This window comes from Lelliottia sp. 7254-16 (assembly GCF_002922995.1).
GTDB lineage: Bacteria > Pseudomonadota > Gammaproteobacteria > Enterobacterales > Enterobacteriaceae > Enterobacter > Enterobacter jeotgali.
This window is the reverse complement of record NZ_PQVS01000011.1, coordinates 1-16,865: the sequence shown is the minus strand read 5'-3', so window position 1 is coordinate 16,865 and position 16,865 is coordinate 1. Positions and strand designations below refer to the sequence as shown.

At 54.3% G+C, this 16,865-nt stretch carries 17 protein-coding genes and 1 pseudogene; 10 read left to right on the top strand and 8 right to left on the bottom strand.

Annotated elements, in window-relative coordinates; all coding sequences use genetic code 11:
* Window positions 1-7 precede the first annotated feature (7 nt).
* The 3 genes from minE to minC are packed head-to-tail and all read right to left on the bottom strand — an operon-like array spanning window position 8 to window position 1,824.
* The gene (minE, locus tag C3708_RS14985; RefSeq protein ID WP_010432714.1) at window positions 8-277 is read right to left on the bottom strand and encodes a cell division topological specificity factor MinE; all 270 of its coding nucleotides are present in this window, start codon (window positions 275-277) and stop codon (window positions 8-10) included.
* 3 nt (window positions 278-280) lie between these two features.
* Window positions 281-1,093, bottom strand: a complete 813-nt coding sequence (gene minD, locus C3708_RS14980) for a septum site-determining protein MinD (protein WP_095282334.1) — start codon at window positions 1,091-1,093, stop codon at window positions 281-283.
* A gap of 23 nt (window positions 1,094-1,116) precedes the next feature.
* Window positions 1,117-1,824, bottom strand: a complete 708-nt coding sequence (gene minC / locus C3708_RS14975; protein WP_095282333.1) for a septum site-determining protein MinC — start codon at window positions 1,822-1,824, stop codon at window positions 1,117-1,119.
* Between the two features lie 123 nt (window positions 1,825-1,947).
* Between minC and C3708_RS14970 the strand changes: the two genes are divergently transcribed.
* The 3 genes from C3708_RS14970 (at window position 1,948) to C3708_RS14960 (ending at window position 3,467) form a co-directional block, all read left to right on the top strand.
* Window positions 1,948-2,223, top strand: a complete 276-nt coding sequence (locus C3708_RS14970) for a YcgL domain-containing protein (RefSeq protein ID WP_095282332.1) — start codon at window positions 1,948-1,950, stop codon at window positions 2,221-2,223.
* 47 nt (window positions 2,224-2,270) lie between these two features.
* A complete protein-coding gene (locus tag C3708_RS14965; RefSeq protein WP_095282331.1) occupies window positions 2,271-2,930 on the top strand; it encodes a fumarylacetoacetate hydrolase family protein in 660 nt (219 codons plus the stop codon).
* Window positions 2,931-3,023: 93 nt separating this feature from the next.
* Window positions 3,024-3,467, top strand: coding sequence for a YcgN family cysteine cluster protein (locus C3708_RS14960; protein WP_100779838.1), 444 nt, complete (start codon window positions 3,024-3,026; stop codon window positions 3,465-3,467).
* Window positions 3,468-3,564: 97 nt separating this feature from the next.
* Here C3708_RS14960 and dsbB read toward each other — a convergent pair whose 3' ends face one another.
* Window positions 3,565-4,095, bottom strand: a complete 531-nt coding sequence (gene dsbB, locus C3708_RS14955) for a disulfide bond formation protein DsbB (RefSeq protein ID WP_095282329.1) — start codon at window positions 4,093-4,095, stop codon at window positions 3,565-3,567.
* 342 nt (window positions 4,096-4,437) lie between these two features.
* Here dsbB and fadR point away from each other — a divergent pair, with 342 nt between their 5' ends.
* Window positions 4,438-5,157, top strand: a complete 720-nt coding sequence (gene fadR / locus C3708_RS14950; protein WP_095282328.1) for a fatty acid metabolism transcriptional regulator FadR — start codon at window positions 4,438-4,440, stop codon at window positions 5,155-5,157.
* 105 nt (window positions 5,158-5,262) lie between these two features.
* On the opposite strand, the gene C3708_RS14945 is transcribed toward fadR, so the two are convergent.
* Window positions 5,263-6,795: a SpoVR family protein gene (locus tag C3708_RS14945; protein ID WP_103949644.1), complete on the bottom strand. Its 1,533-nt coding sequence runs from the start codon at window positions 6,793-6,795 to the stop codon at window positions 5,263-5,265.
* Window positions 6,796-7,118: 323 nt separating this feature from the next.
* On the opposite strand from C3708_RS14945, the gene C3708_RS14940 reads away from it, so the two are divergent.
* Together C3708_RS14940 and dadX are read left to right on the top strand one after the other, a co-directional pair.
* Complete coding sequence (locus tag C3708_RS14940; RefSeq protein WP_103949643.1) at window positions 7,119-8,417, top strand: D-amino acid dehydrogenase; 1,299 nt, start codon at window positions 7,119-7,121, stop codon at window positions 8,415-8,417.
* 12 nt (window positions 8,418-8,429) lie between these two features.
* Complete coding sequence (gene dadX / locus C3708_RS14935; protein WP_103949642.1) at window positions 8,430-9,500, top strand: catabolic alanine racemase DadX; 1,071 nt, start codon at window positions 8,430-8,432, stop codon at window positions 9,498-9,500.
* Between the two features lie 150 nt (window positions 9,501-9,650).
* On the opposite strand, the gene C3708_RS14930 is transcribed toward dadX, so the two are convergent.
* Entirely contained in the window at window positions 9,651-11,384 is a 1,734-nt protein-coding gene (locus C3708_RS14930; RefSeq protein ID WP_095282324.1) for a potassium/proton antiporter, read from the bottom strand.
* Window positions 11,385-11,481: 97 nt separating this feature from the next.
* Entirely contained in the window at window positions 11,482-12,396 is a 915-nt protein-coding gene (ldcA, locus tag C3708_RS14925) for a muramoyltetrapeptide carboxypeptidase (RefSeq protein ID WP_103949641.1), read from the bottom strand.
* A gap of 100 nt (window positions 12,397-12,496) precedes the next feature.
* Between ldcA and emtA the strand changes: the two genes are divergently transcribed.
* Window positions 12,497-13,108 (top strand): membrane-bound lytic murein transglycosylase EmtA, encoded by a 612-nt coding sequence (gene emtA / locus C3708_RS14920; protein WP_095282322.1) that lies wholly within the window; start codon window positions 12,497-12,499, stop codon window positions 13,106-13,108.
* Between the two features lie 37 nt (window positions 13,109-13,145).
* Here the strand turns inward: emtA and C3708_RS14915 are convergent, their stop codons facing one another.
* Entirely contained in the window at window positions 13,146-13,877 is a 732-nt protein-coding gene (locus C3708_RS14915; RefSeq protein ID WP_095282321.1) for a flagellar brake protein, read from the bottom strand.
* Between the two features lie 208 nt (window positions 13,878-14,085).
* On the opposite strand from C3708_RS14915, the gene C3708_RS14910 reads away from it, so the two are divergent.
* The 3 genes and pseudogenes from C3708_RS14910 to C3708_RS14900 form a co-directional block, all read left to right on the top strand.
* Complete coding sequence (locus tag C3708_RS14910) at window positions 14,086-14,340, top strand: GlsB/YeaQ/YmgE family stress response membrane protein (protein ID WP_095282320.1); 255 nt, start codon at window positions 14,086-14,088, stop codon at window positions 14,338-14,340.
* A gap of 112 nt (window positions 14,341-14,452) precedes the next feature.
* Window positions 14,453-16,555, top strand: a complete 2,103-nt coding sequence (locus C3708_RS14905) for a TonB-dependent siderophore receptor (protein ID WP_095282319.1) — start codon at window positions 14,453-14,455, stop codon at window positions 16,553-16,555.
* Between the two features lie 182 nt (window positions 16,556-16,737).
* Window positions 16,738-16,865, top strand: a pseudogene (locus C3708_RS14900) (IS481 family transposase); the annotation flags it as partial.

Sequence of the window (16,865 nt, the reverse complement as noted above, 5' to 3'; positions counted from 1 at the left end):
AATGCTGCTACGGGCGTGATTCTTCCGCTTCTGGCAGCGTCACGTTCAGCTCCAGAATCGAAATATCTCCATCCTTCTGCTCAAGCTGCACGGTCACCATCTCTGGGTCGATCTGCACGTACTTACAAATCACTTCCAGGATGTCTTTGCGCAGCTGAGGCAAATAGTGAGGTTCAGCATCGCTGCGGCGGCGTTCCGCAACGATAATTTGCAGTCGCTCTTTTGCGATGTTAGCGGTGCTTTTTTTCCGCGAGAGAAAAAAGTCCAGTAATGCCATAACTTATCCTCCGAACAGGCGTTTGAGGAAACCTTTCTTCTCTTCTTCAATGAAGCGGAAAGGACGTTCTTCTCCCAACAGACGATCAACGGTATCGGCGTATGCTTTACCTGCGTCTGCCATGATGTCCAGGATAACCGGCTCACCCTGGTTAGAGGCGCGTAATACGGATTGGTCTTCCGGAATCACGCCGACCAGTTTGATGCGCAGGATCTCCAGCACGTCTTCCATGCTCAGCATGTCACCTTTGTTGACGCGGCCCGGATTGTAGCGGGTCAGCAGCAGGTGCTCTTTAATCGGGTCCTGACCATTCTCCGCGCGACGCGATTTAGAGGCCAGAATGCCCAGAATACGGTCTGAGTCACGCACGGACGACACTTCAGGGTTGGTGGTGATGATGGCTTCGTCAGCGAAGTACAGCGCCATCAGCGCACCGGTTTCGATACCGGCAGGGGAGTCGCAGACCACAAAGTCGAACTCCATCTTTTTCAGCTCGTCGAGCACTTTCTCCACGCCTTCACGGGTCAGCGCGTCTTTGTCGCGCGTCTGAGAGGCCGGGAGAATAAAGAGGTTTTCCGTGCGCTTGTCTTTAATCAGCGCCTGGTTTAAGGTCGCATCGCCCTGGATGACGTTAACAAAGTCATACACCACGCGACGCTCGCAGCCCATGATCAGGTCGAGGTTACGCAGGCCGATATCGAAGTCGATAACAACTGTCTTCTTTCCCTTCTGGGCCAAACCAGTAGCGATGGCCGCGCTGGAGGTGGTCTTGCCAACGCCTCCTTTACCCGAAGTCACAACAATAATGCGTGCCATAGAAATTCCTTGTTAAAAAGGGATCAATTCAACGGTTGAACAGTCAAAGCGTTCTCTGCCAGACGCAGACGCGCCGCTTTGCCATAAAATTCGGCTGGGATCTTGTCACTCAGCCAATATTCACCTGCGATGGAAACCAGCTCCGCCGTCAGATGGGTACAGAAAATTTGCGCATCCCGATCGCCACTGGCACCCGCCAGCGCGCGTCCCCGCATCATACCGTAGACGTGAATATTGCCATCAGCAATCAGCTCTGCGCCAGCACTCACGTGGCTTGTTACAATCAGATCACAGTTTGGTGCATAAATGCGCTGACCGGAACGAACCGGCACATCAATCATTCGCGTTTTTGTGACTGGTGTAACGTTTTGCGCGGGCGGCGGGGGTGTTGGGGCTTCTTTTGGCGCAGAACGCGCGGCTTTTTCTTTCCCTTCGGTCAGAAGAGGAAGCCCGGCGCGCTCAATTTCATCTTTCAGTCGGGCATCTTTGCAGCCGCTAATGCCGACAATACGCAGACCGGTCGAGGAGACCGCCTGTTGCAAATGCTGCCAGTTTACAGGTGCGACCAGACCACTGACGTTCACCACCACAGGGGCGTGTTTCAGGAAAGCGGGGGCCTGCGCGATTTTGTCTTCTAACGCCTGACGAATAACCTCGGGTTTTGCATCATGCAAATGAACCACTGATAAGGTGAAGCTACTGCCTTTAAGCTCGATGGGCGTGTTTGACATCCTGGCCTTACTCAATTTGCTGTTAATCGCAGCACATTCGTTGCGATATTCCGAAGAGTATCAGGCATGTTATAGTCACTGGTATATTGAGGCAAGCAACCACCGATAATTCAGAGTAAAAACATGTTTTGTGTGATCTACAGAAGTACTAAACGCGACCAGACCTATCTTTATGTCGAGAAAAAAGACGATTTTTCCCGCGTGCCGGAAGAATTAATGAAAGGCTTCGGTGCGCCGCAGCTGGCGATGCTGCTGCCGCTGGATGGTCGTAAAAAACTGGTGAATGCCGATCTGGAAAAAGTCAAAACTGCGCTGAAAGAACAGGGCTATTATTTACAGCTTCCGCCACCTCCTGAGAATTTATTAAAACAGCATCTCGCGGGTGACGGAATAAAATAACCCCGGCCAACTCCGTGGGTGACATATCAACCGTTTAGGGGACGAGCATGTATCAACATCACAACTGGCAAGGCGCATTACTGGATTATCCCGTGAGCAAAGTGGTTTGCGTCGGCAGCAACTATGCGAAGCACATTCAGGAAATGGGCAGTGCCGTGCCAGAAGAGCCTGTGTTGTTTATCAAGCCGGAAACGGCGCTCTGCGATATCCGCCAGCCGCTGGCGTTGCCGCAGGGGCTGGGTTCGGTTCACCATGAAGTCGAACTGGCAGTGCTGATTGGCGGCACGTTGCGTCAGGCATCTGAGGAGCACGTGCAGAAAGCGATCGCGGGCTATGGCATTGCGCTGGATCTGACTCTGCGCGACATTCAGGGCAAAATGAAGAAAGCCGGGCAGCCGTGGGAAAAAGCCAAAGGCTTTGATAATTCATGTCCGATCTCCGGTTTTATTCCGGCCGCAGAATTTAACGCCGACCCGCAGAACACGTCCCTGAGTTTGAAAATTAACGGTGACGTCCGCCAGCAGGGCAACACCTCAGACATGATCCACAAAATCCTGCCGTTGATCGCCTACATGAGCCGTTACTTTACCCTCAAACCGGGCGATGTGATCCTCACCGGTACGCCTGAAGGTGTCGGCCCGCTTGCCAGCGGTGACGAACTCGACATTGGTTTTAACGGGCAATCCGTTAAGACCCGCGTGCTGTAAAACGCCGTTGCCGCTGTTAATCGGCGGCAAAACTTGCATCCACGTGCCAGACTGGTTATAAGGTGCGCTTTCTTTTGACGTGTGGACATCCTTATGAGCGAAACCCCTTTCTGGCAAAGCAAGACTCTCGACGAAATGACCGACGTGGAGTGGGAATCGCTGTGTGACGGCTGCGGGCAGTGCTGCCTGCATAAGCTGATGGACGAAGACACCGACGAAATCTACTTCACTAATGTCGCCTGCAAGCAACTGAACATCAAAACCTGTCAGTGCCGCAACTACGAGCGCCGTTTCGAATACGAGCCGGACTGCATCAAGCTGACCCGCGACAATCTCCCGACTTTTGAATGGCTGCCGCATACCTGCGCGTATCGCCTGCTGGCGGAAGGAAAAGGGCTGCCGGACTGGCATCCGCTGTTGACGGGCTCCAAAGCGGCGATGCATGGCGAGCGCATCTCAGTCAGACATATTGCGGTGAAAGAGTCAGAAGTGCAGGACTGGGAAGACCATATTCTCAACCATCCCAAACATGCATAAATAAAAAACCCGCCGAGGCGGGTTTTTTTAATGGGATTGTGCGGTGCGGTCTGATGCCCTCACCCCGGCCCTCTCCCACGGGGAGAGGGGGAAAGACTTACCTGCCAAACAAATCGCGTTTTTTCGGTTTGAACGGCTGGGCAATCAGCACCAGCAGCGCTATCACGAAGTAAGCGACGAAAATACCGACTAACCACTGGGGCATCTCCAGCGTCAGGAATTCCCACTGACGAACGGAGCAATCTCCGGAGGCCACAAACACCTGTGGCAGCCATTTATCCAGCGGCAACCAGCTCGGGAAGCGAGCAGCAAAATCGCAGGTCATAAACGGTGATGGGTGCAGCTGCATCATAGTGTGCTGCCAGGCCAGCTCAATGCCTTTCCAGGCGCTGTACAACCAAATGGCGATCCCGGCGTAACGTAGCGGGGATTTAGGCGCAATCGCACCCACAAGCCCTGCACCCATGATGCCGAAAAGCGCACAACGTTCGTAAATACACAGCACACAGGGTTTCAGCAACATCACATGCTGGAACCATAGCGCTACCATTTCCAGCGCAAAGGCGGTCAAGGCCATCAACAACCATGCTCCGCGACCGCGAGAGCACTGGTTCAAAAATCGCAACATAATCATTTCCCTGGAACAGGTTCAGAAAGCGCAGTGTAAACCAAAACGATTTAAGCGTCAGAGGGTCCTGGCAAAATAAAGCGTAATTGGATGTTTATAATGCAAAAAGTCAAACCGGATAGCGAACAGACCGTTACCAGGACTTAATACGCGGCCAGTATATCTGGTTGTGTCAATTATTGCGTATAACGAATGAGGGTAAATTTGACGCACAGCAAGGGACGGGTATTTGATAAAAATGAAACGGTGATCCCTTTTTTCCGGTATCGCTGCGCTACCTGCCACAGTCAGCCTCTGGTATGATGAGTGAATTAGCTAAAGCTGTGTAATGGAAATCTCACTATGGTCATTAAGGCGCAAAGCCCGGCGGGTTTCGCTGAAGAGTACATCATTGAAAGTATCTGGAATAACCGTTTTGCTCCTGGAACGATCCTTCCCGCTGAACGTGAACTTTCTGAACTGATTGGCGTGACTCGCACCACCTTGCGCGAAGTGCTTCAGCGTCTGGCGCGTGATGGCTGGTTGACGATTCAACACGGCAAACCGACCAAAGTGAATAACTTCTGGGAAACGTCGGGCCTGAATATTCTTGAAACGCTTGCCCGTCTCGATCACGAAAGCGTTCCGCAGCTGATTGATAATCTGCTGTCGGTACGCACCAATATATCCACCATCTTTATCCGTACTGCTTTCCGCCAGCATCCTGATAAAGCGCTGGAAGTGCTTGCCACGGCGACGTCGGTTGACGATCATGCTGACGCATTCGCGACCCTTGATTACAACATTTTCCGTGGTCTGGCGTTTGCCTCAGGCAACCCAATTTATGGACTGATCCTCAACGGCATGAAAGGGCTGTATACCCGCATTGGTCGTCACTACTTCGCCAATCCGGAAGCACGCAGTCTGGCGATGGGTTTCTACCATAAGCTGAGTGAACTGTGTACGGAAGGCCTGCACGATCAGGTTTACGAAACAGTGCGCCGCTACGGTCACGACAGCGGCGAGATCTGGCATCGGATGCAGAAGAATCTGCCGGGTGATTTAGCGATTCACGGCCATTAACAGAAAAAAAGCCTCTCGATTGAGAGGCTTTTTTTTGCCCAACGAAGACGCATTTTGTAGGCCGGATAAGGCGCAGCCGCCACCCGGTAAAAAGCGGCACAACAACTACAACGTATTAGCTCGCGCCGGGCAACGATCCAGCAACTCCACGCTTCCGTCTTCGTTCTGCTGCTCCATCAGCACGTCAAAACCCCACAGGCGATGAACATGCTTGAGCACCTCTTTACGCCCTTTATCCAGCGGCGCGCGGTTGTGCGGAATGTAGCGCAGCGTCAAAGAACGATCGCCACGTAAATCCACGTTCCAGACCTGGATATTGGGTTCCAGATTGCTCAGGTTGTACTGTGAAGAGAGACGTGAGCGTATCTCGCGATAGCCCTCTTCATTGTGAATCGCAGAAATTTCCAGATAATTATTCCGGTCATCATCCAGCACGGTAAAGAAGCGGAAATCACGCATGATTTTCGGCGACATAAACTGGCTGATAAAACTCTCATCTTTAAAGTCACGCATCGCGAAATGCAGTGTCTCAAGCCAGTCTGAGCCGGCAATATCCGGGAACCAGTATTTATCCTCTTCCGTCGGCGACTGGCAGATGCGTTTGATATCCTGGAACATGGCAAAACCAAGAGCATACGGGTTAATCCCGCTGTACCACGGGCTGTTGTAAGGCGGCTGGAACACCACGTTTGTGTGGCTGTGCAGAAACTCGAGCATAAAGCGCTCGGTCACTTTGCCTTCGTCATACAGGTGATTAAGAATGGTGTAGTGCCAGAATGTCGCCCAGCCTTCGTTCATCACCTGCGTCTGTTTTTGCGGATAAAAATACTGACTCACCTTACGCACAATACGTAAGATTTCTCGCTGCCACGGTTCCAGCAGTGGCGCATTTTTTTCCATAAAGTAGAGTAAGTTCTCCTGCGGCTCAGACGGATAACGCCGCGCTTCGGCGACCGTTTTTTCCTCTTCGCGTTTCGGCAGGGTGCGCCAGAGCATATTTACCTGACTTTGCAGATACTCTTCACGGCTTTTTTGCCGCGCTTTCTCCTCCTGCAGGGAGATTTTTTGCGGCCGTTTGTAGCGATCGACGCCGTAATTCATCAGCGCATGACAGGAGTCGAGCAGTTTTTCCACCTCGTCCACGCCGTAGCGCTCTTCGCATTCGGTAATGTATTTCCGCGCGAATATCAGGTAATCAACAATCGAGCTGGCATCGGTCCAGCTGCGGAACAGATAGTTATTTTTGAAGAACGAGTTATGCCCGTAACAGGCGTGCGCCATCACCAGCGCTTGCATGGTAATGGTGTTCTCTTCCATCAAATAGGCGATACAGGGGTTGGAGTTAATGACTATTTCATACGCCAGCCCTTGCTGACCGTGCTTATAGAGTCGCTCCGTCTCAATGAATTTTTTACCGAATGACCAGTGCGGATAATTAATCGGCATCCCGACGCTTGAGTAGGCGTCCATCATCTGTTCGGAGGTAATGACTTCGATCTGGTGCGGATAGGTGTCCAGCCGATACAGCTTTGCCACCCGGTCGATTTCGGCCAGATAGACATCCAGCAGCTCGAAGGTCCAGTCGGGTCCATCGCTGAGACGAGTGCTGTCCTTGTTCATGGAGTCAAGTGTAGCCATTAGCGCGCCCTCGTTGTTGATAGCTCTCTCTAGTCTGGAGAACCTCTTTTCAAGCATAGAACAACGCATTGAAAAGCGTGCTGACACAGAAATTTTTTCTTTGCGATTTCCCGTTTTCGATCCCACATAAAACGGGTGTCTCACAGAATTTTCTGCTGGCTAAAAAGAGCGCGCAGGAAAAGATCCTAAATAAGCGCCATCCCCGCTGGCTGGGGAAGGTGTGAGATAAGTCACCATAAAAAAGTCGTATGTTGAATAATATTTTCAACTAGGTTATCAATCTGTAATTAGAAGATTGTTCTTTTGCTCATAATGGAGTGGCTATGCGAGTTGTCATACTGGGAAGTGGGGTTGTCGGCGTCACCAGCGCCTGGTATTTGAGCCAGGCAGGACATGAGGTGACGGTCATCGATCGCGAACCGGGATCGGCACTGGAGACCAGCGCGGCTAACGCCGGGCAAATCTCCCCAGGCTATGCGGCGCCGTGGGCGGCTCCGGGCGTGCCGCTGAAAGCCATTAAATGGATGTTCCAGCGCCACGCGCCGCTGGCGATAAGCCTTGATGGCACGACTTCCCAGCTCAAATGGATGTGGCAGATGCTGCGCAACTGCGATACACGCCACTACATGGAAAACAAAGGCCGCATGGTGCGCCTGGCAGAGTACAGCCGCGACTGCCTGAAAGCGCTGCGCCACACTACCGGTATTGAATACGAAGGGCGGCAGGGGGGCACTCTCCAGCTCTTTCGCACCGCGCAGCAGTATGAAAACGCTACCCGCGATATTGCCGTACTGGAAGATGCCGGCGTACCGTATCAGCTGCTCGAAGCCAGCCAGCTGGCGCAGGTCGAACCGGCGCTGGCTGAAGTGGCACACAAACTGACGGGCGGACTGCGATTGCCGAACGATGAAACCGGCGACTGCCAGCTCTTTACCCAGCGTCTGGCGAAGATGTGCGAACAAGCGGGTGTGATGTTCCGCTACAACACCTCCGTCGATCGGCTGCTGTCAGAAGGCGAAAAAATCTACGGCGTGAAGTGCGGCGACGAAGTGATCAAAGCCGATGCCTACGTGATGGCGTTTGGCTCTTACTCCACGGCGATGCTGAAAGGTCTGCTCGATATTCCGGTGTATCCGCTGAAAGGCTACTCGCTCACCATTCCGGTGAAAGAGGACAACGGCGCGCCGGTTTCAACTATCCTTGATGAAACCTACAAAATCGCTATTACCCGCTTCGATGATCGTATCCGCGTCGGCGGGATGGCAGAAATTGTCGGTTTCAATACGGAATTGCTAAAACCGCGCCGCGAAACCCTGGAGATGGTGGTACGCGATCTGTTCCCGCGCGGGGGCTTTGTTGAGCAGGCCACGTTCTGGACCGGTTTACGTCCTATGACGCCGGACGGCACGCCGATTGTGGGCCGCACGCCGTTTAAGAACCTATGGACCAATACCGGCCACGGAACGCTGGGCTGGACGATGGCTTGCGGTTCAGGGCAACTGCTGAGTGATTTGATCTCGGGCCGCACCCCGGCGATTCCGTTTGATGACTTAAGTGCCGCGCGCTATCAGTCCGGATTCACGCCATCTCGCCCGCAGCATCTGCATGGCGCGCATAATTAACAAGGAGCAGTCATGTCCCGTCCTATTCTGGCTCAGCTGGATTTGCAGGCGCTGAAAAACAACCTGCAGATAGTCCGCCGTGCAGCGCCAGGCTCTCGCGTCTGGTCGGTGGTGAAAGCCAACGGCTACGGTCACGGAATTGAGTCCATCTGGAGTGCGCTGAGCGCAACCGATGGCTTTGCGCTGTTAAATCTGGAAGAGGCGATCCTGCTGCGCGAACGCGGCTGGAAAGGGCCAATTCTGCTGCTTGAAGGTTTTTTCCACGCCGACGAACTGCCGCTACTGGATAAGTATCGTTTGACCACCAGCGTACACAGCAACTGGCAAATTAAAGCCCTGCAAAACGCCAAACTGCATGCGCCGCTGGACATCTACCTGAAAGTGAACAGCGGCATGAACCGTCTCGGCTTCCAGCCGGATCGCGTACATACGGTATGGCAACAGCTGCGGGCCCTGAAAAACGTCGGGGAAATGACGCTGATGGCGCACTTTGCCGATGCTGAAAAACCGGACGGTATTGACGACGCGATGCTGCGTATCAACCAGGCGGCAGAAGGGCTGGACTGCGCTCGCTCCCTGTCTAACTCCGCCGCGACGCTCTGGCACCCGGAAGCGCATTACGACTGGGTGCGTCCAGGCATTATTCTGTACGGCGCGTCGCCGTCGGGCCAGTGGCAGGATATCGCCAACAGCGGCCTGAAACCGGTCATGACCCTGCGCAGTGAAATCATTGGTATTCAGACCTTAAAAGCGGGCGACACCGTCGGGTATGGCAGCCGCTATCACTCGACGGGCGAGCAGCGGATTGGCATTGTGGCGGGTGGCTATGCTGACGGCTATCCGCGCATTGCACCAACAGGCACGCCAGTGTGGATTGATGGCGTTCGTACTGGCACTGTCGGCACGGTGTCGATGGATATGATGGCGATAGATTTAACGCCATGCCCGCAAGCAGGCATCGGTTCGCCGGTGGAGCTGTGGGGGAACGAGGTGAAAGTCGATGACGTGGCCGCAGCGGCGGGGACGGTGGGGTATGAGCTGTTGACCGCTCTGGCGCCTCGTGTACCAGTTGTGACGGTGTAACATCTTGCCGGATGGCGGCTGCGCCTTATCCGGCCTACAAGGTAAAAAGCAAAAGGCAACCGCAAGGTTGCCTTTTTAGTGTTTTCTCCCTCTCCCTGTGGGAGAGGGCCGGGGTGAGGGCACCAGACCGCACTTCACCCGGCACAAAAACTACTCCGGCTCATCCTCCATCGGACGCACGCCCACCTTGCGCACCGCGTTATCTTCTTTCTCGGCGACGGTCCAGATCATTCCGGCAAACTCCACCTGGTCACCCACCACCGGCGCAGCGCCCAGCAGTTGCTGCACAATCTCGCCCAGTGTTTGCTGCTTATCGCGATACTCCAGCCCTTCGTCCAGGCCGTAAATCAACGCCACGTCGGCAAACTTCGCGTTGGCTTCCAGAATAAAATCGCCGAAGAAGCGCTGGTCCAGCGCCACCGGCGGCGACTGGCTGAACAGTTTCCCCAGCGCCGGTAAATCCGTTTCACGCCCAATCACGCAGAGGATATCCCCCTCGCGCAGACGGGTGCTGCCCGTCGGATGGAGCAGGGCGTTATCGCGAAACAGCGCCGCAATCCGCGTTTCCGTCGGCATATGCAGGTCACGAAGCGACGCGCCCACGCACCATTTATCAGCGCTCAGCTGATAAACAAACTGCTCCCACGGGTTCTCCGGGTGGATATCCAGCCCCACGCGCGAGACCGGCAATCCGACCGGTGGTACCACCACTTTGGCTTTTTTTGCCGCCCATCCGAGCGAGGTTCCCTGGAACAGCAGCGACACCAGCACCACGAAGAACGCGACGTTAAAGAACAGGCGGGAGTTATCCAGCCCGGCCATCATCGGGAACACGGCCAGAATGATCGGCACCGCGCCGCGCAGGCCCACCCAACTGATAAATATCCGTTCGCGCAGGTTAAACCCGCGGAATGGCAGCAGCCCGGCAAACACTGACAGCGGACGGGCGAAGAAAATCATCCACGCCGAGAGGATCAGTGCCGGAATGGCAATCGGCAGCAAATCAGATGGCGTCACCAGCAGGCCGAGCACCAGGAACATGCCGATTTGCGCCAGCCAGGCCAGGCCATCAAAGTTCTGCAAAATCGCGTGGCGGTTGCGGATCGGGCGATTGCCCAGCAGGAAACCGCACAGATACACCGCCAGAATACCGCTACCGTCCATCGCCGTGGTGAGGGCGAAAATCAAAATTCCGCCGCTCAGGGCCAGCAGCGGATACAGCCCGGCGGGCAGGGAAATACGGTTAATCATCTGCTGCAGCAAATAGCCACCGGAAAGGCCAATCACAATTCCGAGGCCAAACTGCTGGAGAATATGCCAGGCAAACATCCAGCTCAGGCCGGTTTCGTGCGCCTGAATCATCTCAATCAGGGTGATGGTCAGGAATACCGCCATCGGATCGTTACTGCCGGATTCAATCTCCAGCGTCGAGCCGACACGTTCGTTCAGCCCTTTACCGCCGAGCAGAGAAAACACCGCCGCCGCATCGGTCGAGCCGACAATCGCGCCGATCAGTAAGCCTTCCATGATATTCAGATGAAACAGCCAGGCGGCCATCATCCCGGTCAGGCCGGAGGTGATCAGTACGCCAACGGTCGCTAGCGACAGCGCCGGGCCGAGTGCCACGCGAAAGGAGCTGGCCTGGGTGCGCATCCCGCCGTCCAGCAAAATCACCGCCAGCGCGAGGTTACTCACCATGTAGGCGAAGGGATAATTATCGAATGGAATACCGCCGATGCCGTCGATGCCCGCAAGCATGCCGATGGCCAGGAAGATAACAAGGATAGGTATGCCGAGGCGCGATGAAAATGAACTTAATAAAATACTGCAGGTTACTAATACTGAACCCAGAATGAAAAGACTGATTATCGCTGCGGCATCCAATGTTCTGTTACTCCCACCTCAATGTTGTTGCTGATACTAAAACCCTACCATATTAACGACAGAAACAGCGTTTTATTGAGGTGGAAATACGGCTTTTTTATGCGCTTATAATCGGATGACCGCTAATCGTTAATACCGTGCCAGCCTCATTGTGTTTAAGGATAGCCTGAGCACCCAGCGGCAGAGTCACCGTTTGCTGTTCATGACCAAACGCCAGCCCGCTGATGACCGGAATATCCACACGTGTTCGCAGATAATCGATCATCGTTTCAAGCGTATATCCCGCATCATAATCGTTCGGCGTCGCCCCGCTGAAACTGCCTAAAACAATCGCCCGCTGACGGGAGAGAATACCGGCGTGCATCAGCTGCAACAGCATCCGCTCGACGCGGAACGGATGTTCGTTAATATCCTCCAGCACCAGAATGCCGTTCTCAATCTGCGGCAGCCACGGCGTGCCGATGAGCGACACCAGCATCGCCAGATTGCCGCCCCACAGCTGTCCTTCGGTTTCACACGCCGGGCCGTTACCCTGCCATTCCACGTTAAACCTTGGGTTCTGTAACGCACGCCAGAAATGTTCCTGGGTAAACGCATTCAGCTCCGGTGCGCCAAAATTCCCGGCCAGCATGGGGCCGCAAAAGGTGATGACGTTATGAAGGGCCAGCAGGCCAAGTTGAATCACCGTGAAATCGCTGTGTCCACACAACAGCAGCGGGTCCTTCTGCTGACGGCGGGCGAGTCCGTCCCAGTCGATGGTTTCCAGTAAACGGCTCGCACCGTACCCGCCACGCACCGCCAGAATAATCTGGTTTTTCCCTTCGAGCGTGACCAGGTCGTTGATATCAGCCACTCTTTGCTGCTCGGTTCCGGCAAAACGCTGCAGACGGCGGGGGATAATCGTCTGGTTTGCGACCCTGTGACCGGATGCTTCCAGACGCTGAACGCCCAGCCGGGCAGCGTCCTGGTTAATGCAGTACCCGGACGGGGCAACAAGATGAAACTGAGACATGGCAAATCCTTGCTGAATGAGAAACTAAATGCCTATATCATGCCGCCTGTAGGCGGTCTGCTTCAAGGGCGGATATGTAAGCGCAATAAGGATAGATGACGTGAAATTGAGATGGTTTGCTTTTTTGATGGTATTGCTGGCGGGCTGTAGTTCAAAACAGGATTATCAAAATCCGCCGTGGAACCCGGAAGTGCCAGTCAAACGCGCGATGCAGTGGATGCCAATCAGCGAACAAGCGGGCAAGGCTTGGGGCGTCAGCCCACGTCTGGTGACGGCGATCATTGCAGTCGAGTCCGGCGGTAACCCGACACTGGTCAGTAAATCCAATGCGGTCGGCTTAATGCAGCTGAAAGCCTCCACCGCCGGGGCCGAAGTGTATCGCTATATGGGCTGGAAAGGTCAGCCGTCGACCAGCGAGCTGAAAAACCCGGAACGTAATATATCGATGGGGACCGCGTATCTGAGCATTCTGGAGCACGGTATTCTGAAAGGTATCGAGGACCCGGAAGTGATGCAGTATGCGCTGGTGGTCTCGTATGTGAACGGGGCGGGGGCGTTACTGCGAACCTTCTCGTCGGATCGCAAAAAGGCCATCAAAGAGATTAACGGCATGGACAAAGACGAGTTCTTTGACCATGTGGTGAACAACCATCCGGCACCACAGGCGCCGCGCTATATCTGGAAAGTACAGAAAGCGATGGACGCCATGTAATGTCGTTGCCGGGCAGCGCAAGGCTGTCCGGCGCGTTTCAGAGCACCTTATTCGCGCGTTCCCGCGCTTCTCGCTCCAGTGAGAAAATAATCCGCTGCAGTTCCCTCTCGGCCCCAGGCCCGACATTCAGAAAGCGAAAGCTCAGTCGTGGTGTGGTAATGGTCTCATTTTTGCTGTCCACCACTTTGCGTTCACTGATCGCAATCAACTGCGCGTCGAAGTAAAAGCGTCCCCAGCCGCCCATATCCAGCTCGATTTGCGAAAAACGCATCCCTTCTACCAGTCCGTCCGGTCGTGGTGTGTCCATCAATGCGCCCATCCCGCCTAATGACAGGTCGAACAGGCGAAAGCGAATCTCTTTTTTGTCCGGCATTTTGGCCTTACAAAAATAGGAAGGATGCATCGGCGCGTTAATACGAAAATACTCCCGGCGCTGCACAAACCACAGGCTGTCCGGCAGTGGGGTAATAAAGGCCGGGAGATCGAGATAATCACCTTGTTCCACCAGAGGCAGCACAAATTCAACCTTTGCCCCTTTGGTTTCCGCCATCACAGAGATATTTTTCGCCCGCAGTATTGCCCGGTTTTCGTACTCCTGGCTGCCAAAGTCAATGACCAGGCGTTCTGGAGTAGCCTCAAGGATCTTGCTGATAAACTGATTTGTAGCCCAACTTATGCGCAGAGGGACTTCGCCCTTGTGCAGGTCGCGTAATACACCTAATACAGCCAGCGGATTTTGCTTCAGGAACTGCTCACTGTAATTACTCACGCCGAATGGCTCCTCGATTGTCTGACGGACTGTCCCTGAAGTATCGGCAATGGCGAGCGGAACTTAATACAAACCGGTGATTTTTTTTCAAAAATGAGAGGTAATTAAGTCGGTGAGAAAAAAACGCTTTTAACGCGGTGACCTATACTTAAGTCACTTGCGCGAAACATTTTCAGCGCATGCATTTCATCTGCAAGAGGGCATCGCTATGGGTATCATCGCCTGGATTGTCTTTGGTCTTATCGCCGGCGTTATCGCAAAATTCATTATGCCGGGACGTGATGGTGGCGGCTTTATTCTGACCTGTGTGCTTGGGGTTGTGGGTGCAGTTGTCGGCGGCTGGCTGGCGACCATGTTTGGCGTCGGTGGCAGCGTTAGCGGCTTTAATCTGCACAGTTTCCTGGTAGCTGTGGTGGGCGCGATCGTTGTGCTGGCGATATTCCGCTTACTCAGACGGGCATAAACACCGAAACGGCTCTCATCGCGAGGGCCGTTTTTTTTGCCCTCATATTGCTTTGTTAATCGAAATGAGAATAATTGTCGTTCTTTGTATCATCTAATAATAAGACGACACTATGAACACCTCGCGTTTTGCAGTATGTGCTTTGGCAGGAGCCGTTACACTGGCGTTGCAAACCTGTGCGTTTGCGGAAGAATCAACCCTTGTAGTCACCGGAGCAGAACAGGACAGCCTGCTTCCAGAGTGGACCAACAGCGCCACCAAATCAGCGGTGGCCGAGAGTAAAACCCCGCAGGTCATCAACACCATTTCCGCTACCGAGATCGAACAGCGTCACGCCAGTTCGGTCAACGAAATCCTGCGCTATGCGCCGGGCGTGTCGACGGAAGTGCGCGGCAACACCTCTTATATGAGTGAATATAAAATTCGCGGTTTCACCGTTGAGCAGGAGTATTACAACGGACTGCAACTGCCCTACAACGTCACTGGAAACACCAAAGCGCGCATCGACCCGCTGCTAATTGAGAGCGTCGATATTTTGAAAGGTCCGGCCTCCGTGCTCTACGGCGGCGGCTCGCCGGGTGGGCTGGTGAATATTCAGGGCAAAAAGCCGCAAAAAGCGGCGAAGACGGAAGTGGGTTTCAATACCGGGACGCGTAATCTGAAAGAGGGGACTCTCGACTCTACCGGGCAAATCGCCGACAGCGACTGGAACTACCGCCTGCTGGGTAAAGCGACGGAGGGCGACGACCAGCCGCATACCACGCGCACAGAAAACTATCTGGTGGCCCCGTCCGTCACCTGGCAGCCCGATAATAAAACGCGTCTGACGATTGACGCGCTGGCGCAAAATTCCCCAAGCCTGACGCCATCTAACCCGCTGCCGCTCTCTTATCTGCGTTCCAAATACGCCGATCGACGCGACTACGCGGGCGACGAGTGGAGCGGATTCAAACAGCGTCAGTGGATGCTGGGCTACAGCTTTGAACATCAGTTTGACAGCGGCTGGGGCTTCAATCAAAAAGCGCGTTATTTTGATGTGGACACCCATCAGCGCAGCATCTACTCCACTGGCCCGGGCGCCCAGGTCTATGAACTGAACCGTTTTGCCTACACCACCGATGAAGATCTGCAAAGTGTTAATATCGATAACCAGGTTACCAAAACGCTGGAACTGGGCGACTGGAAACATCATCTGCTGGCCGGGTTTGACTATCAGAAGCTGAACTCGCACTTCCACTATCGCTATGCGTCTAACACGCCGGGCATCGATATGCGCGACCCGGACTACTCACAGGTTAACGACGGTTCGCTCGGTCTGTATACCGCGCAGAAAAACCGTCTGAGCTATCAGCAGAACGGTTACTACCTGCAGGATCAGATTGAATTCGGCGGCCTGAACTTGCTCGGCAGTCTGCGCTACGACGACTACCGTTCAGTCACCACCGATTATCTGCAAAATGGCGATAAAGCGTGGGTGTCGCAGGACCGCGTGACCAAACGTCTGGGGGCGCTGTATGCTTTCGAAAACGGCATTTCACCGTTTATCAGCTACTCCGAAGGCTTTGCGCCGGTATCACCGCAGGGCACGCTGACCGCCAAAGACGTCAAACCGACCACCAGCAAACAGGTTGAGGGCGGGGTGAAATACCTGCTGGAAGAGTACGCCACCACCTTTACTGCGTCGGTATTTAACATTCGCCAGAAAAACGTGGTCACTACCGATCCGGGCTTCCTCAACTATCGCCAGACCGGTGAAGTGGAATCGAAAGGGGCAGAGTTGTCGGCCATCAGCCGTCCGACCGATAACCTGACGCTGATCGCTAACTACGCCTACACCCACGCGATCAACACCGAAGACGAGAAGTACAAAGGCAAACGCCCGACGCAGGTGCCGGAAAACGCCTTTAACCTGTGGGGCGACTACACCTTCGACAGCACGCCGCTGAAAGGGCTAAACCTGGGAGCCGGAGCGCGTTATACCGGACCGATGGAGATTGCGCCGACCAACGATCGGGGCAAACTGGGCGGCACCACGCAGTATGACCTGGCCGCGTCTTATCAGATGGGTGAAATCATGCCGTCACTGGCAGGGCTGACCCTGAAAGCCAGCGCGCAGAACATCACTAACAAAGAGACGTTTACCTGCTACGACGCGACAAACTGCTGGATTGGGCGCGACCGCACGGTGCAGGTAGGGGCGAGTTATAGCTTCTGATTTGCGCATCACGCCTTACCCCTCTCCCAACGAGAGAGGGAACTTGACCACCCTCTCCCTGTGGGAGAGGGAACTCGCTTGCTTTTCTCCCTCTCCCCGTGGGAGTGTACGGTCCGGGGACATCATGAACACTTGTTCGGGGACATGGTAGACACTTACAACTAAGGCATACGAACCCGTTTTTGGAGTCGCTTATGCCCTGGGATGCGAGAGATACCATGTCATTACGTACCGAGTTTGTTCTGTTCGCCTCGCAAGACGGGGCGAACATCCGTTCTCTTTGCCGTCACTACGGCATTTCGCCCGCTAC